At 61.0% G+C, this 21,606-nt stretch carries 23 protein-coding genes; 11 read left to right on the forward strand and 12 right to left on the reverse strand.

What is annotated here, in order from left to right:
• The first annotated feature begins 28 nt into the window (after positions 1–28).
• The 6 genes from nosZ to ACA064_RS10265 all read left to right on the forward strand — a co-directional run bounded on the left by nosZ (position 29) and on the right by ACA064_RS10265 (position 6,468).
• Complete coding sequence (gene nosZ, locus ACA064_RS10240; RefSeq protein ID WP_497673242.1) at positions 29–1,948, forward strand: TAT-dependent nitrous-oxide reductase; 1,920 nt, start codon at positions 29–31, stop codon at positions 1,946–1,948.
• Between the two features lie 28 nt (positions 1,949–1,976).
• Positions 1,977–3,287, forward strand: a complete 1,311-nt coding sequence (locus ACA064_RS10245) for a nitrous oxide reductase family maturation protein NosD (RefSeq protein ID WP_497673243.1) — start codon at positions 1,977–1,979, stop codon at positions 3,285–3,287.
• Entirely contained in the window at positions 3,284–4,207 is a 924-nt protein-coding gene (locus tag ACA064_RS10250) for an ABC transporter ATP-binding protein (RefSeq protein ID WP_497673244.1), read from the forward strand. Before ACA064_RS10245 ends, ACA064_RS10250 begins: the two co-directional genes overlap by 4 nt.
• A complete protein-coding gene (locus ACA064_RS10255; protein ID WP_150644955.1) occupies positions 4,204–5,034 on the forward strand; it encodes an ABC transporter permease in 831 nt (276 codons plus the stop codon). The genes ACA064_RS10250 and ACA064_RS10255 overlap by 4 nt, the downstream gene beginning before the upstream one ends.
• Positions 5,035–5,068: 34 nt before the next feature.
• Positions 5,069–5,596 carry a nitrous oxide reductase accessory protein NosL gene (locus tag ACA064_RS10260; protein ID WP_497674211.1) on the forward strand — a complete coding sequence of 176 codons (528 nt, stop codon included), beginning with the start codon at positions 5,069–5,071 and terminating at the stop codon, positions 5,594–5,596.
• A 128-nt stretch (positions 5,597–5,724) separates the two neighbouring features.
• Positions 5,725–6,468, forward strand: coding sequence for an SDR family NAD(P)-dependent oxidoreductase (locus tag ACA064_RS10265; RefSeq protein WP_497674212.1), 744 nt, complete (start codon positions 5,725–5,727; stop codon positions 6,466–6,468).
• Positions 6,469–7,295: 827 nt separating this feature from the next.
• On the opposite strand, the gene ACA064_RS10270 is transcribed toward ACA064_RS10265, so the two are convergent.
• Complete coding sequence (locus ACA064_RS10270; RefSeq protein WP_497673245.1) at positions 7,296–7,661, reverse strand: DUF6124 family protein; 366 nt, start codon at positions 7,659–7,661, stop codon at positions 7,296–7,298.
• Between the two features lie 848 nt (positions 7,662–8,509).
• Between ACA064_RS10270 and ACA064_RS10275 the strand changes: the two genes are divergently transcribed.
• The 5 genes from ACA064_RS10275 to ACA064_RS10295 are packed head-to-tail and all read left to right on the forward strand — an operon-like array spanning position 8,510 to position 11,514.
• Entirely contained in the window at positions 8,510–9,982 is a 1,473-nt protein-coding gene (locus ACA064_RS10275; protein ID WP_497673246.1) for a PAAR domain-containing protein, read from the forward strand.
• Positions 9,979–10,590 carry a hypothetical protein gene (locus tag ACA064_RS10280; protein WP_497673247.1) on the forward strand — a complete coding sequence of 204 codons (612 nt, stop codon included), beginning with the start codon at positions 9,979–9,981 and terminating at the stop codon, positions 10,588–10,590. Before ACA064_RS10275 ends, ACA064_RS10280 begins: the two co-directional genes overlap by 4 nt.
• Positions 10,575–10,781, forward strand: a complete 207-nt coding sequence (locus ACA064_RS10285) for a hypothetical protein (protein WP_497673248.1) — start codon at positions 10,575–10,577, stop codon at positions 10,779–10,781. The genes ACA064_RS10280 and ACA064_RS10285 overlap by 16 nt, the downstream gene beginning before the upstream one ends.
• On the forward strand, positions 10,778–11,389 hold the full coding sequence (locus ACA064_RS10290) for a hypothetical protein (protein ID WP_497673249.1): 612 nt from the start codon (positions 10,778–10,780) through the stop codon (positions 11,387–11,389). The genes ACA064_RS10285 and ACA064_RS10290 overlap by 4 nt, the downstream gene beginning before the upstream one ends.
• The gene (locus ACA064_RS10295) at positions 11,374–11,514 is read left to right on the forward strand and encodes a hypothetical protein (RefSeq protein ID WP_497673250.1); all 141 of its coding nucleotides are present in this window, start codon (positions 11,374–11,376) and stop codon (positions 11,512–11,514) included. Before ACA064_RS10290 ends, ACA064_RS10295 begins: the two co-directional genes overlap by 16 nt.
• Before the next feature lie 897 nt (positions 11,515–12,411).
• On the opposite strand, the gene ACA064_RS10300 is transcribed toward ACA064_RS10295, so the two are convergent.
• The 11 genes from ACA064_RS10300 to ACA064_RS10350 form a co-directional block, all read right to left on the reverse strand.
• Entirely contained in the window at positions 12,412–13,905 is a 1,494-nt protein-coding gene (locus tag ACA064_RS10300; RefSeq protein WP_497673251.1) for a cytochrome D1 domain-containing protein, read from the reverse strand.
• Complete coding sequence (cobA, locus tag ACA064_RS10305) at positions 13,902–14,741, reverse strand: uroporphyrinogen-III C-methyltransferase (protein ID WP_497673252.1); 840 nt, start codon at positions 14,739–14,741, stop codon at positions 13,902–13,904. Before cobA ends, ACA064_RS10300 begins: the two co-directional genes overlap by 4 nt.
• A gap of 70 nt (positions 14,742–14,811) precedes the next feature.
• On the reverse strand, positions 14,812–15,990 hold the full coding sequence (gene nirJ, locus ACA064_RS10310) for a heme d1 biosynthesis radical SAM protein NirJ (RefSeq protein WP_497673253.1): 1,179 nt from the start codon (positions 15,988–15,990) through the stop codon (positions 14,812–14,814).
• A gap of 26 nt (positions 15,991–16,016) precedes the next feature.
• Positions 16,017–16,520, reverse strand: coding sequence for a siroheme decarboxylase subunit beta (gene ahbB, locus ACA064_RS10315; protein WP_497673254.1), 504 nt, complete (start codon positions 16,518–16,520; stop codon positions 16,017–16,019).
• Positions 16,495–16,938 carry an Lrp/AsnC family transcriptional regulator gene (locus tag ACA064_RS10320; RefSeq protein WP_497673255.1) on the reverse strand — a complete coding sequence of 148 codons (444 nt, stop codon included), beginning with the start codon at positions 16,936–16,938 and terminating at the stop codon, positions 16,495–16,497. The genes ahbB (ACA064_RS10315) and ACA064_RS10320 overlap by 26 nt, the downstream gene beginning before the upstream one ends.
• Positions 16,931–17,458, reverse strand: coding sequence for a siroheme decarboxylase subunit beta (gene ahbB / locus ACA064_RS10325; RefSeq protein WP_497673256.1), 528 nt, complete (start codon positions 17,456–17,458; stop codon positions 16,931–16,933). Before ahbB (ACA064_RS10325) ends, ACA064_RS10320 begins: the two co-directional genes overlap by 8 nt.
• Positions 17,455–17,913 (reverse strand): Lrp/AsnC family transcriptional regulator, encoded by a 459-nt coding sequence (locus tag ACA064_RS10330; protein WP_497673257.1) that lies wholly within the window; start codon positions 17,911–17,913, stop codon positions 17,455–17,457. Before ACA064_RS10330 ends, ahbB (ACA064_RS10325) begins: the two co-directional genes overlap by 4 nt.
• Before the next feature lies 1 nt (position 17,914).
• A complete protein-coding gene (locus ACA064_RS10335) occupies positions 17,915–19,090 on the reverse strand; it encodes a cytochrome D1 domain-containing protein (RefSeq protein WP_497673258.1) in 1,176 nt (391 codons plus the stop codon).
• Positions 19,087–19,425, reverse strand: a complete 339-nt coding sequence (locus ACA064_RS10340) for a c-type cytochrome (RefSeq protein ID WP_497673259.1) — start codon at positions 19,423–19,425, stop codon at positions 19,087–19,089. Before ACA064_RS10340 ends, ACA064_RS10335 begins: the two co-directional genes overlap by 4 nt.
• A 16-nt stretch (positions 19,426–19,441) precedes the next feature.
• Positions 19,442–19,756 carry a c-type cytochrome gene (locus tag ACA064_RS10345; protein WP_497673260.1) on the reverse strand — a complete coding sequence of 105 codons (315 nt, stop codon included), beginning with the start codon at positions 19,754–19,756 and terminating at the stop codon, positions 19,442–19,444.
• 24 nt (positions 19,757–19,780) lie between these two features.
• The gene (locus ACA064_RS10350; RefSeq protein ID WP_497673261.1) at positions 19,781–21,472 is read right to left on the reverse strand and encodes a cytochrome D1 domain-containing protein; all 1,692 of its coding nucleotides are present in this window, start codon (positions 21,470–21,472) and stop codon (positions 19,781–19,783) included.
• Positions 21,473–21,606: the final 134 nt, after the last annotated feature.

The following is a 21,606-nucleotide window of genomic DNA, read 5'->3' on the forward strand; positions in this document are numbered from 1 at the left end:
CTGTTTTTATTCCTTCAAGGAGCACCTCATGAACGACACAGAATCCAAAAAACCAGCTCAAGCAGCGGAACCTGCTGGTCTGAGCCGACGCGGCTTCCTCGGCACCAGCGCGGTGACCGGTGCGGTGCTGGCCGGTGCCACGGCCATCGGTGGCGCAGTATTCACCCGTGAATCCTGGGCGGCAGCGGCCAAGGAGTCGAAATCGAAGATCCACGTGGGGCCGGGCGATCTGGACGAGTACTACGGTTTCTGGAGTGGCGGTCACCAGGGTGAAGTGCGGGTCATGGGCATCCCGTCGATGCGCGAGCTGTTGCGCATTCCGGTGTTCAACGTCGACTCCGCCACCGGCTGGGGCCTGACCAACGAAAGCAAGCGGATCATGGGCGATAGTGCGCGGTTCCAGAACGGCGACTGCCACCACCCGCATTTGTCCATGACCGATGGCAAGTACGATGGCAAATACCTGTTCATCAACGACAAGGCCAACAGCCGGGTCGCGCGCATCCGCCTGGATGTCATGAAATGCGACAAGATGCTCACCGTACCGAACGTGCAGGCCGTGCACGGTCTGCGCCTGCAGAAAATGCCGCACACCAAGTACGTGTTCGCCAATGCCGAGTTCGTCATTCCGCACCCTAACGACGGCAGCACCTTCGACCTGCTGGACAAGAACAGCTACACCCTGTTCAACGCCATCGATGCCGAGAAAATGGAGATGGCGTTCCAGGTCATAGTCGACGGCAACCTGGATAACACCGACGCCGACTACACCGGCAAGTATGCGGCTTCGACCTGCTACAACTCGGAGAAGGCCTACGACCTGGGCGGCATGATGCGCAACGAGCGCGACTGGGTGGTGGTATTCAATATTCAGCGCATCGAGGCAGCGATCAAGGCCGGCAAGTTCATCACCGTGGGCGATTCGAAAGTGCCGGTGGTCGACGGTCGTAAAACCGAGGGCAAGGACAGCGAATTCACCCGTTACATCCCCGTGCCGAAGAACCCGCATGGCATCAATATGACGCCTGATGGCAAGTACTTCATCGCCGCCGGCAAGCTTTCGCCGACCTGCACCATCATCGCCACCGCCAAGCTGGACGATCTGTTCGACGACAAACTCAAGGAGCCGCGTGACGCGGTGGTCGGCGAGCCTGAACTGGGTCTGGGTCCGCTGCACACTACCTACGATGGCCGCGGTTGTGCCTACACCACATTGTTCATCGACAGCCAGGTGGTGAAGTGGAACGTGGAAGAAGCCGTTCGCGCCTACACCGGCGAGAAGGTCAATTACATCAAGCAGAAACTCGACGTGCAGTACCAGCCGGGTCACAACCACGCTTCGCTGACCGAAACCAGCGAGGCCGACGGGAAATGGCTGATGGTCCTCAGCAAGTTCTCCAAGGACCGCTTCCTGCCGACCGGCCCGCTGCACCCGGAAAACGATCAGTTGATCGATATCTCCGGCGAAGAAATGAAACTGGTGCACGACGGCCCGGCCTTCGCCGAACCCCACGATTGCATCATGGCCCGTCGCGACCAGATCAGGACCAAGAAGATCTGGGACCGCAACGACCCGTTTTTCGCCGAAACCGTGGCCATTGCAGCCAAGGACGGGATCAAGCTGGAAACCGACAACAAGGTCATCCGCGACGGCAAGAAAGTCCGGGTATACATGACTTCGATGGCCCCGGCCTACGGCATGCCGGAATTCACCGTCAAACAGGGCGATGAGGTCACCGTGACCATCACCAACATCGACCAGATTGAAGACGTGACCCACGGTTTTGTCATGACCAACCACGGTGTGAGCATGGAAATCAGCCCACAGCAGACTTCCTCGATTACCTTCATCGCCGACCAGCCCGGCCTGCACTGGTACTACTGCAGCTGGTTCTGCCATGCGCTGCACATGGAAATGGTCGGCCGCATGAAAGTCGAGCGCGTCTGACGGTCGTCACTGCGGAGGTACAGGTTCAATGGCCAATATCAAGGAAAAACCGGTTCGCGGATCCCGGATAAAGTCCATTGCGCTGGTACTGCTGGTGCTCTCGGGCAGTGCCGGGGCGGTGGTGCAACCCATCACCGCGCTGCCGTTGCAGGCCGACGGCGAGCAACGCTGGCGCTTGCCTGCCGGGGAATATCCTGGCTCGTTCAGCGTCGATCAGCCGATGCAGATTATCTGTGAACCCGGTGCGGTGTTTCAGGGCCAGGGCCAGGGCAACGGCTTGATCATCAGCGCGCCCGACGTAACGATCGAGGGCTGTACCTTTGTCGATTGGGGGCACGACATGACGGCCATGAACGCTGCGCTGTTCATCCTGCCCAAGGCCCATGGTGCGCAGATCAAGGGCAACCGGATGCAAGGCCAGGGGTTCGGTATCTGGGTCGATGGAACCCCGGATGTGAGCCTGATCGACAACAGCATCCAGGGCGATCCGGCGATGCGCTCCCAGGACCGCGGCAACGGCATCCATCTGTATGCGGTGCACGGCGCCCGCGTCATCGGCAACCATGTTCGCGACACCCGCGACGGCATCTACATCGACACCTCGAACGGCAACCTGCTGCAGGGCAATACCCTGGAAGACCTGCGCTACGGCGTGCACTACATGTTTGCCAACGACAACCAACTGCTCGGCAACACCACCCGCCGCACCCGCACCGGCTATGCCTTGATGCAAAGCCGCAAGCTGACGGTGATCGGCAATCGCTCCGAACAGGATCAGAACTACGGCATCCTGATGAACTACATCACCTATTCGACCTTGCGCGACAACATCGTCACTGACGTGCGCGACGGCGGCTCGACCGGCGACAGCATGATCAGCGGCGCCGAGGGCAAGGCACTGTTCATTTACAACTCGCTGTTCAACAGCATCGAACACAACCACTTCGAGGGCAGCGCCGTGGGCATTCACCTCACCGCCGGCTCCGAAGACAACCGCATCGCCGACAACGCTTTTGTCGGCAACCAGCGCCAGGTCAAATACGTCGCCACCCGCTTACAGGAATGGTCGGTGGATGGCCGCGGCAATTACTGGAGCGACTACCTGGGCTGGGATCGCAACGACGATGGCCTGGGCGATGTCGCCTATGAACCCAACGACAACGTCGACCGCCTGCTGTGGCTGTACCCGCAGGTCCGGCTGCTGATGAACAGCCCCGGGATCGAGTTGCTGCGCTGGGTGCAACGAGCCTTTCCGGTGATGAAATCGCCGGGAGTGATGGACAGCCATCCGCTGATGAAAGCCCCCACTCAATCCCCGATCAAGGAGCCCGTGTCATGAATGTCGTCGAAATCGAAGGCGTCAGCCAGCGCTACGGGCACACCACAGTTCTGCATGAACTGAACCTGAGTCTGGCGCAAGGTGAGGTGCTGGGCCTGTTCGGGCATAACGGCGCGGGCAAGACCACCAGCATGAAACTGATACTCGGCCTGCTCCAGGCCAGCGCAGGGCAGGTCAGGGTGTTCGGCCGGCAGCCCAGCGATCCGCAGGTGCGGCGACTACTCGGCTACTTGCCGGAGAATGTGACCTTCTACCCGCAGCTCAGCGGTCTGGAGACCTTGCGCCATTTCGCCCGGCTCAAGGGTGCATCCTTCACCCAGGTCGACAGCTTGCTCGAAGAAGTCGGCCTCGCGGGCGCGGCGCAGCGTCGGGTCAAGACCTACTCCAAGGGCATGCGCCAACGCCTGGGACTGGCTCAAGCCTTGCTCGGCGAGCCGCGTCTGCTGTTGCTCGACGAGCCGACCGTCGGCCTTGACCCGATCGCTACCCAGGACCTTTATCGCTTGCTCGACCGCCTGCGCGGACAAGGCACCAGCATCATTCTCTGCTCCCACGTACTGCCGGGGGTCGAGACACATATCAACCGCGCAGCGATTCTGACCCAGGGCCGGCTGCTGGCCCTCGGCAGCCTGGCCAGCCTGCGGGAGGAGGCAGGTCTGCCGACGCTGATTCGCACCTGCGGGCTCAAGCGCGCCGGGCAATTGCAGGAGCGCTGGAACAACGCTGGGCATGTCACCCAACGCTGGGGAGTAGAAGGTCTTCAGGTGGCCGCCCTCAATGGTAGCAAGCTCGGGTTGTTGCGCCAGCTCTTGGCAGAAGACAGCCCGGCAGACGTGGAAATCCACCCGCCGTCCCTGGAAGATATTTACCGCTATTACATGGGCCGCGCCGCTGTGGCAGCGACCGAGGGCGCGTTATGAAGCCGATCTGGAACATGGCCCGCAAAGAATTCAGTGACGGTTTGCGCAACCGCTGGTTGCTGGCGATCAGCCTGTTATTCGCGGTGCTGGCCATCGGCATCGCCTGGCTGGGTGCGGCTGCCTCCGGGCAGTTGGGCTTCACCTCGATACCGGCGACCATCGCCAGCCTGGCCAGCCTGGCAACCTTCCTGATGCCGCTGATTGCCTTGTTGCTGGCCTATGACGCGATAGTCGGCGAGGACGAAAGCGGCACCTTGTTGCTGTTGTTGACCTATCCTCTTGGACGCGGGCAGATCCTGCTTGGCAAGTTCGTTGGCCATGGCTTGATCCTGGCCCTGGCGACGCTGATCGGCTTCGGCTGCGCGATGCTGGCGATCGCCGTGCTGGTCGATGACGTCGAACTGAGTCTGCTGCTCTGGGCCTTTGGTCGCTTCATGCTGTCCTCGACCTTGCTCGGCTGGGGCTTTCTCGGCCTGGCCTATGTGCTGAGCAGCGTATCGGCGGAGAAATCCACCGCGGCCGGCCTGGCACTGGGGGTGTGGTTCTTCTTCGTGCTGGTGTTCGATCTGGCCATGCTGGCACTGCTGGTGCTCAGCGAAGGGCAGTTCAGCCCGAAACTGCTGCCCTGGCTGTTGTTGCTCAATCCCGCCGACGTCTATCGGCTGATCAATCTTTCCGGTTTCGAGTCCAGCGCCAATGGCGTTGGCGTGCTGGCACTGGGCAGCGACCTGCCGATGCCGGGCTCGATGCTCTGGCTGTGCCTGGCGCTGTGGGTCGCGGCGCCCCTGGGGCTGGCCTACCTGCTGTTTCGTCGACGGTCGACATGAATTTCAACTTTTGACATTTCTGGAGCATTTGATGATGAACAGGCGTTATCCGAATACGGCGCGGGCACTGGCCGGTCTGCTGGTCTGTCTGCTGCTGGCAGCCTGCGACAAGCCCGTACAAGCCACCTACAGCGACGCTGCGTCGGCCTTCCACCCCAGCGATGAATGCCATGTCTGCGGGATGATCATCGACGAATTTCCCGGGCCCAAGGGCGAAGTGGTCGAGCCGGCCGGGGTCAAGAAATTCTGCTCCACCGCGGAAATGCTCGGTTGGTGGTTGCAGCCGGAAAACCATCATGGCAATGCCAGGCTCTATGTCCATGATATGGGCCGCAGCTCTTGGGACTCGCCAGATGACTCCCACCTGATTGATGCGAAAAATGCTTTTTATGTGATCGGCACCCAGCTCAAAGGCTCAATGGGCGTGGTGCTGGCGTCGTTCTCCCAGCAGCAGGCCGCGGAACAACTCGCCGCTGACAAGGGCGGGCGCGTACTGCGCTTCTACGAAATCGATCGCAAGCTGCTCCAGCAGCAAACCGCCATGGCGCACATGACTCATTGATCGGCTGATCGGTCGAAACTGAGTCGAGAAAATCTGATCGCCGTCAAGTCGGTATTTCTTCATCTGCTCAAAGATAGGGGTCTGTTATGTCCCCAGTGCTTGGCATCCGCGATGCCCAGGAGCAAATGATGAAAACCGAGTTTCAGGATCGCTTGGCGGTGATCACGGGTGCCAGTTCCGGGATTGGCCTGGCCGTGTGTGCGGCGCTATTGTCCCGAGGCGCCAAGGTGCTGGCGATGTCACGCTCTCCAGGCGAGCTGCCGGCCTTGCAACAGATCCACGGCGATCGTTTGCACTGGCATGCAGGGGATGTCACTTGCCAGGAGGACCTGCGCGGTCTCGCCGGACGTGCCGCGGCGCTGGGGCCAGTGGACTATCTGGTGCCCAACGCCGGAATCGCGGAGATGGCCGACAGCCTGGATATGGCAGCCTTCCAGCGCCAGTGGGCGGTCAACGGTGCCGGGGCGTTGAATACCCTGGCGGCGTTGCGCGGCGAACTGGCCAACTCGGCTTCGGTAGTATTTGTCGGAAGCTTCCTGAGCGGTTCGAGCTTTCCCGGGCTGGCCGCCTGGATCGCCAGCAAGGCCGCGCTGGCGGCGCAGGTGCGGACTCTGGCGGTGGAGTTCGCGCCCTTTGATGTGCGCATCAATCTGGTCTCGCCAGGGCCGACAGCCACAGCCATGTGGGACAACCTGGGCTTGAGTGAGCAACAGCTGGATGACCTCGCCGACAACCTGACCAAACGCTTGCTGCCCGGTCATTTCCTCGACGCTGCGGCGGTGGCTAACGTGATTGTCTTTCAGCTGTCCCAAGGTGCACGGGGTGTTTATGGGCAGGACTGGAAGGTGGATAGCGGGTACACCTTGGGTTGAAATTGCAGGTGCGGCCGGCCTGGTTCTCGCGGATGTACATAGATCAACTGTGGGAGCTGGCTTGCCTGCGAAGACGGCCTGACAGCCGACCTATCTCTCACGGCTGTACCCAAATCAAATGTGGGAGCGATCCTGCTCGCGATGGCGGCCTGGCAGCCGACCTATCTCTTGAGAGCGGACATATCCATTTCTGCGGTAACGGCCACTTATGGTTCCGCCCTTACGGCGTGTCACTTTGGCAAACGCCCCAAAGTAACCAAAGGTCTCGCCCCGGCGTACGGCACCTCGCTAAGGCTCGGTGTTCCCTCGCTCCGGTGTCCATCATGGGGCGCCGCGCCGCGGCGGAGTCAGCTGCGCTGACGGCGCTTCGCGCCACCCCCCTGATGAATACCTCCACTCGGCCTTCCGAAGGGGCGGGTAGATCAAAAGCAAAAGCAAAAGCAAAAGCAAAAGCGAGGCGGCCGACCGGCCGGCCTATCTCGCGCGGATGTACACAGATCCATTGTGGGAGCTGGCTTGCCTGCGAAGGCGGCCTGACAGCCGGCCTATCTCCCGCGGATGTACACAGACCCATTGTGGGAGCGGGCTTGCTCGCGAAAGCGGCCTGACAGCCGGCCTATCTCTAGCGGATGTATACAGATCAACTGTGGGAGCGAGCTTGCTCGCGATGGCGGCCTGGCAGCCGGCCTATCACTTGCAGATGTACCCAAAATCCAATGTGGCTTGCCCGCGAAACGAACACCGCAGTTTTCCAGACATTGCGCGTCATCGTTCTTCGCGGGCAAGCCACGCTCCCACAGGCTTTTTTGTGCGCTCGACTGACGCGGTCAACCTGCTGGAGCCACTTGCTCCAACGCCTCGTTTACCAACAACTGGCCCAGCTCGATTATCTGCTGAATCGCCAGCGCCACATTGCGGTACGAGCCTTCGACATTGAATGCCAGGTCGCTGGCCAGGACATTGGCGCTGGCTAGCGTCTCGGAGGCGTTGGCCAATAGCGTTTCGGTGTTGAGACCGGGGACGACGGCGAAGATGTTCAGTGGACGAGCGTCAGCGAGTCGGGACTTGTCGAACGGGGGCGGCAGGTAGTGATCGACAGCACGCTGGGCGGCCTGGTGGAGTTTTCTGGAATCGAGGGATTCGTAGGGGGAAACATTGGGGATTTCAGGGGGATTGGGAGTGACCTTGTGCATGGTGAAGCTCCTATACCGAAGTTGGAACCACCGTGACCTGTCGCTAAACAAGTAAGGGTGGCAGCTGTACGCAGGTTAGCGAACCGGGGGTATAGGAGCCCGGCAGACCCGAAGGTCTCCCACGCACAGCCGCCATGACACGATATCGCGGGCATAAAAAAACGCCTGCAATGAAGTCTGGGGCGCTGTTGCGCCTACACCTGTTCGGGTCGCTAAACCCGTTCGCTGATTTTGCAGCGACCTGCAAAGATTAGCTGCCGGCCTGCACCAAAGCAACCCCGGAAAGCTGTCAGAAAAATCCAGCTCTCACACATGATCCGCCTCAGCCCACGATATTGTAATCAACGCCGAACAAGCTTGCCCTAATGCCAGTCAGTTAAGGAAAGGATTCGCCGAACACCAAACCTGTGGCGAGGGAGTGGCCGCCGCGTCTTCGACGCTGCGCTGTCGCGCAGGGAACTAGGGGCGGCGCCCACGAGATAGCTGGTTTCAATAGATATTTTTTTATTCTTAAAAATCAGCTAGTTGTAATTTGTTCCATGAGAGCTTGCTCCCGCTGGGTTGCGAAGCGAACCTGAAATCAGCCACCGCGAGTATTCAGATAGAACGCGATAACCGGATTACGACCGCTTCGCGGCCGAACGGGAGCAAGCTCCCTCGCCACAATGGGTCGCGCTCGGATGATGCGGTCAACCCGCCGGAGCTATCTGCTCAAATGACAAATCACTGCCCATTGGCTGCCTGATTGCAGAATCGGCCTACACCAGACAAAGAAGCGTCTGATTTACCTCCCCCATCGCCTTACCTAGCGTGTTCGTCCCTGCAAATAAAACAAGGACGTAGACCGCATGAGGCGTTATCACATCACCGTCGGGGCTAAAACCACCGTCGACGGCACCGTGCGCACCGGCTGGGAGTGCAGCACTATCAATGGCCTGGCCATGGCCCGCGAAGGCGATGAGGTCTATTGCCCGGAATGCGACAGTACCGGGGAGATTGCCTGCGACGGCCCGCACCTGGTCGACCTGCTGGATGGACGCCACGCAGCCCTGGACGGCGACCTCTGCAGGTGCAAGTGCGACCCGCCGCCGCGCCTGATTGCCAACCAGACCCTCAGGTGCCAGGTAATCGACGGTGGTGACGTCGCGCCGCGTGCCCGAACCGCCGCTCAACCCGCCGCTGCGACCTCAGCCCGTCAATCGGTAGCCGAGCCGCGCCCTTCCGGTTTCACTCCGGCGCCGAGCCAGCGCACACCGACCTTCAGCGAACTGTCGGGGCTGATCTGCGAGAACCTCTGGCGCGGCTACCAGCAACGAGCCGAAGCCATCGTGGCGCCGGGCGGCACGCTGATCGCCGACCCCAAGGCGCGGAATCGCGCGATCAATGCCGCCTACGCCGGGTTATGGCTTGAGGATCAGCGTTTCCAATGGGCGGGCCTCGCCGCCTTTGCCTCGAAACAGGTCGGTTGTGGCCTGCTGCACGCCGCTGATTCGATCGATAAGATTCAGGCTGAATATGAAGCGGGACAGCACCTGAAGAATAGTGCCAGGAAAGGGTTCTTTGGCTTGCTCAGCCGCAGTGAGCGAGACAGGCAGGCGAAACTGCGGGAGTTTGAGCAAGCGCAACGCGACTACGAGCAAGCGCAGCGCAACAACCCAGTGCCGAGCATCGACCTCGGGCGCAACGACGAATCGCTGTCCTATGCGCAGCGGCTGTACCAGTACGTGTACGAGATGCTGGCCATGGGCAATACCACGCTGTTTCTGGATATATTTCCGCTGCATGTTTTTTACAAGGAGCGTGGGTTGGAGGCGCTGGGAACCTGTCTGCCTTCACGCAAAAACATTTATGGGCATGACCAGCACCCGGTACTGTGGCCGGTCGCGCAGGAAAAGCTGGAGTTCGGCACTAACCACAAGGAAATCCTGAAAGCCTTCGAGGCCATTGAGGCTGGCAATATCGCCGAAAGTGTTAAGTCTCTTGCTACGCACGAACAGGTCAACATCTTGCAACCGGCGATGTACAGCAACTTGAAATTGGTCGCTCTGCTGCGCGGCAACCACGTCTCCTACGTCACAGACATCCCGTCAGGCATCGCTCAAGCCATCGAACTGACACTGGCCAGCCAGTGCCGTCCTGTCGATGATGGACGCACCATTGGCTTCAGCAATAACCCCATGGCCGACCTGTCCGACATCCAGCAGCGCATGGCCTTTGTGCTCATGTCCGCGGCGCAGTTTGACGAGCTGCTGCGAAACGGCAATCGCCACCGGATCGAACAGGCGATTCGGGATGTCGCCGCAGGTGGGGGCGTACGATGAGTTGGCTCGCACAGGGGGGCTGGCGACGTGGCGGGGTCGGGCTAGTCGTTTTCGCACTCCTTGCGTGGGGGGCTATTGAAGTGCAATCGGAAAAGGAAATCGCACTGGTGATTGGCGAGCCTTACGAGTCCATGCGCCAACGCTCCAGTGCAGCCATTGGTCCAGCCATTCCCGGGCAGGTTTCGTTCAACATTCCCAAGTCTGATGCCCGTCTGCGTTTCACTGACCCGCAATACGGGTTCGTGACCCCACTGGCCCGCTTCTTTACGGTTATTTACCATGATGAGCTGATCTACAGTGTACGGATGTCCCCGCAAATCGAGCCGTTGTTGCTCGACGATACGCTCAAAATCCTGCTGGATTTACAGGAGCAATGGCGCAAAGGCGGCTGGATACCAATCCGCGTCAAGGACGATCCACCCTTTGCCGACACGCCGCAATGGCGTGCCCAATTGCGCGACGTGAATAAAGGCGGAACGTCTTATTGGCAAGCGGGCAACCAGTATCAAGCGATGCTGGTGGTTAATCGCTTCAGGGACGATAAGCGCCCTACAGAGGAGCGTTACCTCATCAAGCTGGCACTGGCCACGCCATGGGTGAAGCCATGATCCTGCGCCTCGATGACGGACGCACCATTGGTTTCAGCAATAACCCCATGGCCGATCTGTCCGACATCCAGCAGCGCATGGCCTTTGTGCTCATGTCCGCGGCGCAGTTTGACGAGCTGCTGCGAAACGGCAATCGCCACCGGATCGAACAGGCGATTCGGGATGTCGCCGCAGGTGGGGGTGTACGATGAGTTGGCTCGCACAGGGGGGCTGGCGACGTGGCGGGGTCGGGCTAGTCGTTTTCGCACTCCTTGCGTGGGGGGCTATTGAAGTGCAATCGGAAAAGGAAATCGCACTGGTGATTGGCGAGCCTTACGAGTCCATGCGCCAACGCTCCAGTGCAGCCATTGGTCCAGCCATTCCCGGGCAGGTTTCGTTCAACATTCCCAAGTCTGATGCCCGTCTGCGTTTCACTGACCCGCAATACGGGTTCGTGACCCCACTGGCCCGCTTCTTTACGGTTATTTACCATGATGAGCTGATCTACAGTGTACGGATGTCCCCGCAAATCGAGCCGTTGTTGCTCGACGATACGCTCAAAATCCTGCTGGATTTACAGGAGCAATGGCGCAAAGGCGGCTGGATACCAATCCGCGTCAAGGACGATCCACCCTTTGCCGACACGCCGCAATGGCGTGCCCAATTGCGCGACGTGAATAAAGGCGGGACGTCTTATTGGCAAGCGGGCAACCAGTATCAAGCGATGCTGGTGGTTAATCGCTTCAGGGACGTTAAGCGCCCTACAGAGGAGCGTTACCTCATCACGCTGGCACTGGCCACGCCATGGGTGAAGCCTTGACCCGGCGCCTTGATGATGGACGCACCATTGGCTTCGGCAACAACCCCATGGCCAACCTGGCCGATCTCCAACAGCGCATGCCCTTCGTGCTCAAGGCCGCAGCGCGGTTTGATGAGCGGCTGTAGCACACTGATCGCTACCTGATTCCGGTATTCATCAGGGGGCATCGCCGAGGGGCGCTGCACGCCAGTCCTCTGATGAACACCTCCACTCGGCCTTCCGAAGGGGCGGGTAGATCAAAAGCCAGATCAAAAGCCAAAGCAAAAGCAAGGCGGCCGACCGGCCGGCCTGTCTCCTGCGGATGTACCCAAATCAAATGTGGAAGCTGCGGTGCGGCGATCCGACTTGCCTGCGATGGCGGCCTGGCAGCCGGCCTATCTCTTACGGATGTGTCCAAATCCAATGTGGCTTGCCTGCGAAGCGAACACTACTTTTCAGAAATTGCGCGTAATCGTTCTTCGCGGGCAAGCCACGCTCCCACAGGCTTTTTGCGAGTTAAGGAGGCGACTGTACACGGGGTGGTAGACCGGTCATAGGAACCCGGCAGGCCGAAGCCTCCCATGCACAGCCGCCACAAAGCAGCCAGCACAAAAAAACGCCCTGCGGCGTTCTGGGTCTATGAAGTATCCGGGCTACCACACCCGATCACTGATTTTGCAGCGACCCGCGAAGATTAGCCGCCGGCCTGCGCCAAAGCAACCCCGAAAACCTGTCAGAAAAATCCCGCGCCCACACATGATTAGCATCAGCCCACGACATTGTGATCAACGCCGAACAAGCTTGTCCCAATGCCGGTCAGTTAACGTAAATCTTTAGTCTGGCGTGCATTTGTGGCGAGGGGGCTTGCCCCCGCTGGGTCGCGAAGCGGCCCTAAAACCTGTATCCGCGGTATGTCAGGTAGAACGCATCAGCCGGTTTTACGACTGCTTCGCAGCCGAGCGGGGGCAAGCCCCCCACAGGCATTGTGTTCGGCGAATCCTTTCCTTAACTGACCGGCATTGGGACAAGCCGCTCCCACAGCCCTAATGCGAAGTCCCTTCAGCAAACTCGATCTTATTACCCACATTGTACTTGCCCGAAGGCTTATTCATCGGGATGCGCTTGATCTCCTTGAGTGTGCTGCTGTCGTAAACGATCAGCGCACCATCGGTGTCCCAGATGCTCAGCAGCAGGTAACGGCCGTCGCGGGTGAACTCGACGTGGGCGGCGGTCTTGCCGGGCATTGGTCGCAGGGTGCGGGCGATTTCCAGGGTCTGTTTGTCGATCAGGTGGATCGCATCGTTGTCGGGGCCGAAGAACACGTCGGTCCAGGCGTATCGTGAATTGACGTGACTGCGCATAAAGAAACCCGGGCCCAGGGTCGGAATTTCCTTGATCAGTTTCCAGGTCTTGAAGTCGATTACCGAGATCAGTCCCTTGCTGATATTCGGTGTGGCGAACACCCACTGACCGTCGCGTTTCCAGTAGGTGCCCGAGCCCAGGTGCGGCATGCCTGGCAGTGGAATGTCGGTGACTACCTTGCCGCTGTCGAGGTCGATCACCTGGCCGCCCTGGGCCTTGCGTGAAGTGGCCAGCAACTGTCGGTAGTCGGGTGAGAAGGAGAAGTCATCCAGGTAATCCTGGGCCGCGATCCGTCGCGGTTCGAAGTCCGCTTTGCCGGCGTAGGACAACTCCCAGACTTCCTTCACGTCCTTGAGCGCGACGATGAAGCTGTCGCGCGGCGGCGCGGTGTAGACCGCACTGACCCGCGAGGTCTTGCCGTCCAGGCCGACGGTCGGGATGGTCTTGACCAGCGACAGGTCGCGGGCGTCGAGCACCACCAGGCTGCCGGGCAAGTAGTTGCCCACCAGAACCCAGCGGCCATCCTTGCTCACCGCCAGGTTGCGGGTGTTGATCCCGGCGCGCACCTCGGCGATCAGCTTGAGGTTGTGCAGGTCATACAGGCTGATCCAGCCGTCGCGGGAGGCGAAGTAGACGAAGCGCCCGTCCGGCGAGAACTTCGGCCCGCCATGCACGGCAAAGTGCGAAGCAAAACGCGCCAGCACTTCAAAACGATCGCCGTCGAGGATGTTGATGTGATGATTGCCGGCTTCCACCACCACGAACAGGTTCAGCGGATCGGCGCCATGCTGGGACGTGACGGGCAACTTCGAGACATCGGCGAGCAGGCTGTGACTGCCGCGAATCTGCTCGTCGTTCCAGGTGGGCGGGGTGGCGGGCGGTTGCTGAAGGTAGTTCACCAGCCCGTCGATCTGCGCCGGATCGAGTACGCTGGCGTACGCGGCCATCTGGCTGGCCGGGCGACCGTTCTGGATTGTCCGGCGAATTTCGTCGGGCTTGATCCGGCTGAGGCTCTCCGGTAGCAAGGCCGGCCCCGCGCCGCCGAGGCGGTTGACGCCATGGCAGCTCTGGCAGTGTTGCTGATAATCCTGCGCGGCCTGGTCAACCGCGACGCCAGAGACTGCCCCATAGGCCGTACCCAGCCATAACAACGGGGCAAGGAGCATGCACTTCATATCGCCACCTTGCGGGCCTGCTGCCGCAGCCGGGCGGGGTATAGCCGCGCCGGGTATTCCAGCTGCTGTGCGGCGAACAGATCGACCACTTTACCGATCACGGTCAGCGTCGGAATGCCTTGGGGACAGTCGAGCGCCATGCCTGGCAGGCGCTGCAGGGTGCCGCGGATAACCTGCTGGTCGGGGCGGGCGCCGTTGCTGATCAGCGCCGCCGGTGTATCGGCAGGCATACCGGCCTCGATCAAGCGCCGGGAGATGACTGCAAGGTTCGATAGCCCCATGTAAAACACCAGGGTCTGGCTATCGTCTGCCAGGCTGCTCCAGGGCAGTTGCAACTCACCATCGGCCTGTAAATGGCCAGTGATGAAACGGCAGGAATTCACCAGGTCACGGTGGGTCAGCGGAATCCCGGCGTAGGCGGTGCAACCTGCGGCGGCAGTAATGCCCGGGACCACCTGGCAGTCAACGCCGCGCGCCAGCAAATACTCCAGCTCCTCGGCGCCACGGCCGAAAATGAACGGATCGCCGCCCTTGAGCCGCACCACCCGCTGCCCCTGATCGGCAAGATCGGCGAGCAACTCGTTGATTTGTTCCTGGGGCAGGCTGTGGCAGCCGCTGGCCTTGCCGACGTAATGCCGGGCGCAGGTGAGGGGGATCAATGTCAGCAGTTCGGCGCTGATCAGCCGGTCATAGACCACGGCGTCGGCCTGCATCAACAGGCTCCAGGCGCGCAAGGTCAGCAAGCGTGGATCGCCGGGACCGGCGCCGACCAGAGCGACTTCGCCCGGTCTGAACGGGGACTCGAGAGCGGCAGGTAAAACAGTCGATGGTTGCATGAGACTTCCTTGGTTCTTCATCAGGTTTACCGGCCCCATCCTGTGTCAGATGGTTTGCCAGCCAGGCTATTCAGCTCATGGTGCAAGGAATGGTCAGTGACGGCTGCAAGCCGATTTCCTCATCAGTGAGGTGGCAACCCGGATCCTGCCCCCAGAGATCACCTTCGGCCCAGGCCCGGGTACGGGTATTGCCGTTGCAGATGCTCAGCCAGCGGCATTGCCCGCAGCGCCCGCCGACGGCCCGTGGGTGCTTGCGCAGCTGCTGCAGCAAGGCATCGGGTTGCTCCAGCCACAGGGTGCGGAACGGCGTCTGCCGGACATTGCCCACCGAGTGCTGCCACCAGTAGGTGTCCGGGTGCACTTCGCCGGTGTTGTCGATGTTGGCGATGCCGCTGCCCGAAGCGTTGCCGCCCCAGTCACGGAGCATCTGTTCCAGCCGGGCGTAATGCTCGGGCAGGCGCTGGCCGACCCATTGCAGCAGCAGAATGGCGTCGGCATCGTTGTTGCCACTGACAAAATCGCTGTCGCGCCCCTGTTCGATGTCCTCCCAGGCGCGCTCGAAGATCAGCGTCATGGCCTCGCGGCTCATCTGTTGCCGGGCGTCGAGTTTGCGGCTGCGTTTGCCGCGACCGCTGTAGTTGAGGTGCGACAGATAGAACTTCTGCACGTCGTATTCGCGCATCAGCGCCAGCAGCTGGGGAAGCTGCCCATGGTTCTCCTGGGTGAGGGTGGTGCGCAGCCCGACGCGGATGCCTTGTTCCCGGCACAGCCGGATCGCCTGCATGGAGCTGGCGAAGCTGCCCTTGAGCTGGCGGAACGCGTCATGGGTTTCTTCCAGTCCGTCGATGCTGATCCCGACATAATCGAAATTCGCCGCGCTGATCTGCGCAATATTCTGCTGATTGATCAGCGTTCCGTTGCTCGACAGGGCGACGAAGAAGCCCTTGCTCCTGGCGTAGTCGCTGAGCTGGAACAGGTCTTCGCGCAACAGCGGTTCGCCACCGGACAGGATCAATACCCGCACCCCGGCGTCGTGCAGGTCGTCGATCACTTTCAGTGCGGCAGGGGTGTCCAGTTCGTCGCGAAAGACACTGTCGGCAGAGGTGGCGTAGCAGTGTTTGCAGGTCAGGTTGCAACGCCTGAGCAGATTCCAGATCACCACCGGTGGCCGGGTGCTGCCCGGCGGGCTGGTTCGAGTGGCGGGACTCTGGCCTGCGAGGGCACGCAGGTAATGGCTGATCCTCAACATGCAACTCTCCTTGAGTGCGCGCTTGTTCAGCGTAAAGGGGGCGGTAGACGCAGACCGGTTTTTTTCAGGATGCGGCTGCTTACCAGCATTTCATCGGCAGCACAGGCGTCGCCCAGCAAGAAGCGCAGGTGCTCGCGATAGCTGTCGATCTCGTCGCTACTGCGGCCATGAACCATGGCGAACAGGTTGTAGCGCCAGGCGCTGCGGCGCGGCCGGCGATAACAGTGGCTGACAAAGGATTGCGCGCCGATCAGCGCGCCGAGACGCGGCATGTCGGCGTCTCTCACATCCCAGACCGTCATGCCGTTGTGGCGATAGCCGAGGCGATAGTGGTTGGGTACGGCGGCGATACGGCGGATGGCGCCTTCGGCCTGTAGCCGCTTGAGCAGGTCCAGGGTCGATCCGACGCTCAGCCCAAGCTGTTCGGCGAGCCAGGCCCAGGGGTCGTCGAGCAAGGGCAGGCCGGCCTGGGTCAGCGCGATCAGGCGCAAGGCCAGGGGATCTTCAGACCGGGAAGTACAAGCCGACATGGTACGTCTCCTCTTTCGGCAGGTTGAGCGGCACCAGGCCGGTCAGGCGTTCGATCCGTTGCAGGGTCTCGTCGATGCCTTGTGCGGTCGGGCAGCCGAGGACGAACCACATGTTCCAGGCGTGTTCGCGACGGTAGTTGTGGGCCACTTCAGGCATGCCATGCAGCTGTTCGGCGACTTCCTCAAAACGCTCTTCCGGGACCGCCAGCGCGGCCAGGGTGAATGCGCCGCCGAGGCGCTCGATATCGAACATCGGGCCGAAGCGCGTGAGGACGCCGTCCTCGAGCAAATCATGCAGGCGGTCGAGCAATTCGCGGCTGCTGCTATCGAGTTCCGCGGCCAGCACTTGCCAGGGATGGCGCACCAGCGGCAGGCCCAGTTGCAAGCGGTTGATCAGCCGGCGGTCCAGATCATCCATGGCCCGGCGCTCCTGTCGATGCATCTGTCGACGGCGGGGCAAAACGGCCGCCGCACTGTTTGAACACCTGGGTGCTGAACAGCAGTTGATGGGGCAGATCGCTCAGCAGATGTTCTTCGAGCAATGCCTGGATCTGCGCCTCGACCCGATCCCGTTGCCGACCGTGAATCATGCAGAAAAGGTTGTATCGCCAATCCGGCAGGCGCCGTGGCCGTTGGTAGCAGAGGGTAATGCCGGGCGCGCGTCCCAGCCGTTGGCCGACTTCATCGATCAGCGCGTCCGGAATATCCAGCACTAGCATGGCGTTGGCGGCAAAACCCAGCGCGCGATGGTTGAGCACCAGGCCCATGCGGCGGAACATGCCTTGCTCGTTCCACAGGCGCATTTGTTCGAGCACCTGATTTTCGTCGGCCTTTATCCGATCGGCGAGGTCCTGATAGGGGCGCGATACCCGCGGCAACCCGGCTTCCAGGTGCCGGCGCAGCGCCAGTGTTTGTTTTGGGTTCAATCCAGGTTTCATGGGCGTTCTCCCAGGGCAAAGCCCAGGTCGATGCGGTAAGCGGTGAGCATCGGCAGATCCAGCGGCGTGAGGCCGGTGTCTTGCTCCAGTTCGTCGAGAATTCGCTCGATGTGCGGGCGATCGGGACCGGTCAGCACGAACCACAGGTTGTAGTGATGTTCGCGGGCATAGTTGTGATTGACCTCGGGATACTGGCTGACCCGGGCGGCCACCTGTTGCAGGCGATCGGCGGGCACGGCCAGGGCGGCGAGGGTGCTGGCGCCGGCGCGGCTGTGTTCGAACACCGGGCCGATCCGTGACAGGGTGCCGGCCAGTTCCAGGTGTTGCAGGCAGGCGATCACTTCGGCTTCGGTGCAACCCAGGGTGTGCGCCATGTCCTTGTAAGGTTCCGGGCACAGCGGCATGCCATGCTGGAAGCGGTCGATCAGGCGGCGGCTGAGGGGGTCGAGTTTCATTTCAATACCCCATCTTCTGCGCGCGGCTGCTGAAGAATATCCCGCTCGGTTTGGTGGCGGGCAGGGTGGTCAGCAGTTTCAGGTGGTACGGGTCCCAGACCTGAATCTGCTCGCCGTCGCGCAACGACAGCCACAGCTGGTCGCCGCGGGAGGTGAACTCCATATGCAGCACCGCCGGACCCGGTTTCAGGTCCGCGACTATCGCGTGGGTCTCGGTGTCGATGACCTGCACTCGATCATTGTCCGGATAGGCGAAATTCACCCACAGCTGCCGACCGTCCGGCCGCGCCGTGACGAATATCGGCTGGCCGGCCACCGCGATGGCCGCGGTCTGCTTCCAGTTGCGCGAATCCATCACCAACACCTGGTGCCGTCCGACGGCGGGCACGAATGCCTGGTTGTCGGCGACCGCCCAGCCTTCCAGATGGGGCATCTTGTACACCGGCAGTTTTGCCTGGCCGCGACCGTAGTCACCGAGGACCCGCTGCACCCCGCGCTCCGGATGCCAGAGATCGAGTTGCGCCATGCCGTCTTCACCGAACAGCCCGGCCATGTAGTAGCGGCCGTCCGGGGTGATCAGGGCGTCGTAGGGTTGCTCGCCGATGCCGGTGAAACGGCTGATCTTCGGGGTGTTGCCCTGGCTGAAATCGGCGCTCCAGATCTCGCCGGTATCGAACAGGCTGAACACGAAACGTTGCCCGGGCGCATCCACCAGACCGACCACCCGCGAATGTTTGCCATCGGCCAGGGCCGTGGCGGGAATATCGGCCACCTGTTGCAGGGTGACGGCATCGAACACCTTGACCCCGCCGGGCACATAGTTGGACACGGCGATCAGCTTGCCGTCCTGGCTGATGGCGCCACCGATGCTGTTGCCACCCTGGATCACCCGCTGGTCGATGCGCTGGGTCAGCAGGTCGACCTTGCTCAGCCCGCCGTCACGGCCGAATACATAGGCATAGCGTTGGTCGCGGGAGAACACCACCGAGGCATGGGAGAGGTCGCCGAAACCCTCGATCCGGGCCAGGGCAGTATGGGTGTCGCTTTCGATAATCTGCAGGCTGCCGGTGGCGCGTTCCACCACCACGCCCAGATCGCCAGTGCCCCGCAAGGGGGGCTGGGCGCAGGCCGACAACAACAGGCCGGTCGCCGCTGACAACAGGATTGAACGGATCATGGTGCTGAATATCCTTGGAGAAGAAGGTCGACCAGCCAGCGAATGTCGCCGGGGCTGAGCAACGGGCCCCAGCCGGGCATGGCAGTTCCAGGTCGACCCTGGGTGACGGTGGCAATCAGACTGTCGGTGGATTTGCCGGCCAGCGCTTCACGGGTCAGGGCCGGGCCAAGCCCGCCGGTCATGCGCAAGCCATGGCAGGCGCCACAGTCCTGGGCCAGCAGGTGTTCGAGTTGTGCCTGACGTTTGCTGTCAGGCGCGGCAACCACGGCAAGCGCAGTTGCACTAAAAATCAGGAGGAGGGACGCCACAATCACAACCTGTCGATAAAGTTTCATGACGTCCTCCAGGGTGTTATTTAAGAGTCAGGACCCACGCAGCGAGAATTTTCGCTTCGTCTTCAGTGACCGGGTTCGCTGGCATTGGCATCGGGCCCCAATTGCCCTGTGTGCCTTCCTTGATGTGTTTGGCCAGGGTTTCCTGGGCTCCGGCTACGCCCTTGTTCTTGGCAGCAACGTCTTTAAGCGCCGGGCCGACTACTTTGGTGTCGATGGAGTGGCAGGCGGCGCAGGGTTTGCTTTTGAACAGAGTCGGGCCGTCTTCGGCCAGGGCCGGTTGCAGCATCAGTGCACCGGTCAGGGCGAGCATGGGGATCAGAATAATTTTCATCAGGGGTTCTCGTGTTGATGGAGCTCAATAGATATCGTGTTGCGTGTTGTAAACGTTGAACTTCCCTGTCGGGGTAATCAGCCGTTTGTCCTTGATGACCGATTTGAGCTTGAGGGTCTTGTCGTCGATCACTACCAGTGCCGACTCTTCTTCCTGGCCGCTCCAGACGGAGAACCAGACTTCATCGCCCGCTTTGTTGTATTCCGGCTGCACGACGCGCATCGCGCCTTTCTTGATTCCGGCGTACTCGGCGATCGGCAGTACGGTGTAACCGGCGTCGAGCTTGTCGATGTCGAACACCGCTACCGACTGGCTGAGCTTGGCGTCCGGGTTGAGGGTGGTGTCGACGTACAGGTGACGGGACTTGGGATGGGTTTTGATAAACAGTGAACCGCCGCCCTGACCCTTGAGCGAGTCGACCTGTTTCCAGGCGTATTGCGCATGTTTCACCGGGTCGGTGCCGATCAGCGAAATGCCGGCATCGCCCAGGTGGCTGGTAGCCCAGACCGGACCGTATTTAGGGTGAGTGAAGTTGGCGCCGCGACCCGGGTGAGGGGTTTTTCCGACCTCGACCAACGCGGTCAATTTGCGCTCCTTGGAGTCGATCACTGCGACTTTGTTGGAGTTGTTGGCGGCGGTCATGAAGTAGCGGTGGGTACTGTCCCAGCCGCCGTCATGCAGGAATGGCGCGGCATCGATGTAAGTAACGGTAAGGTTTTTGATGTCCTGGTAATTGACCAGCATGACCTTGCCGGTTTCCTTGACGTTGACGATGAACTCCGGCCATTCGTGGGAGGCGATGATCGCCGCGACCCGGGGTTCGGGATGGTAGTCCTGCTTGTCGACGGTCATCCCGCGAGTCGAGACGATCTGCTTGGGCTCGAGGGTTTCGCCATCCATGATGGTGAACTGCGGCGGCCAGTACGACCCGGCGATGGTGTACTTGTCTTCGTAGCCCTTGAACTTGGAGGTTTCTACCGAGCGGGCTTCGATGCCCACCTTGATCTCCGCGACCTTGGTCGGCTCCAGCGGCCACAGGTCGATCATGTCGATCTTGGCGTCTCGACCGATGACTAGCAGGTAGCGACCGGAGGCAGAAATCCGGGAGATGTGCACCGCGTAACCGGTGTCGATGAGTTTGACGATTTTCTTGCTGTCGCCGTCGATCAGGGCAATCTTGCCGTCATCGCGCAGGGTCACCGAAAACAGGTTTTGCAGATTGAGTTTGCTCAGCTGTTTCTTCGGCCGGTCCTCGGGTTTGATCACCACTTTCCAGGTTTTCAGCGTCTCGGCCATGCCCCATTCCGGTGGCGTCGGCGGAGTGTGCTGAACGAACTTGGCCATCGAGGTGATCTGATCCTTGGTCAGAATATTGGATGTGCCCCAGTTCGGCATACCGGCCGCCGAGCCATACGTGATCAAGGCTTCCAGATAAGGCTGGCCGCGGCCTTGCGTGATGTCCGGGGTCAGCGGCTTGCCAGTGGCGCCCTTGCGCAGTACGCCGTGACAGCCGGCGCAACGCTGGAAATAGATTTCCTTGGATGAGTCGAACTCGGCCTGGCCCATGTCGGGCGCTCCCGCGGTTTTGACCATGGCTGGGGTGGCTGCAGCAGCGGCAGGATCCTCGGCTCTGGCGGCATGACTCACCGCCAGAGCCAGTGCCGAACATAGGGTGGCGATGGTCAGAGCAAACGTTTTTCTATTGCTGATCAGCATTCCATTTCTCCTCAGGCAAGACCTTTGAGATGTACTGAAACGGCAGTACAGAGCGCAGGTTCTTAGTGCGGTGCAAGGCTATGCCCGAGCCGGCCAATACCGCTTGACGGCGATCAAGTTTGCCGGCCATCCCC

The organism is Pseudomonas sp. LBUM1658, from assembly GCF_059716055.1.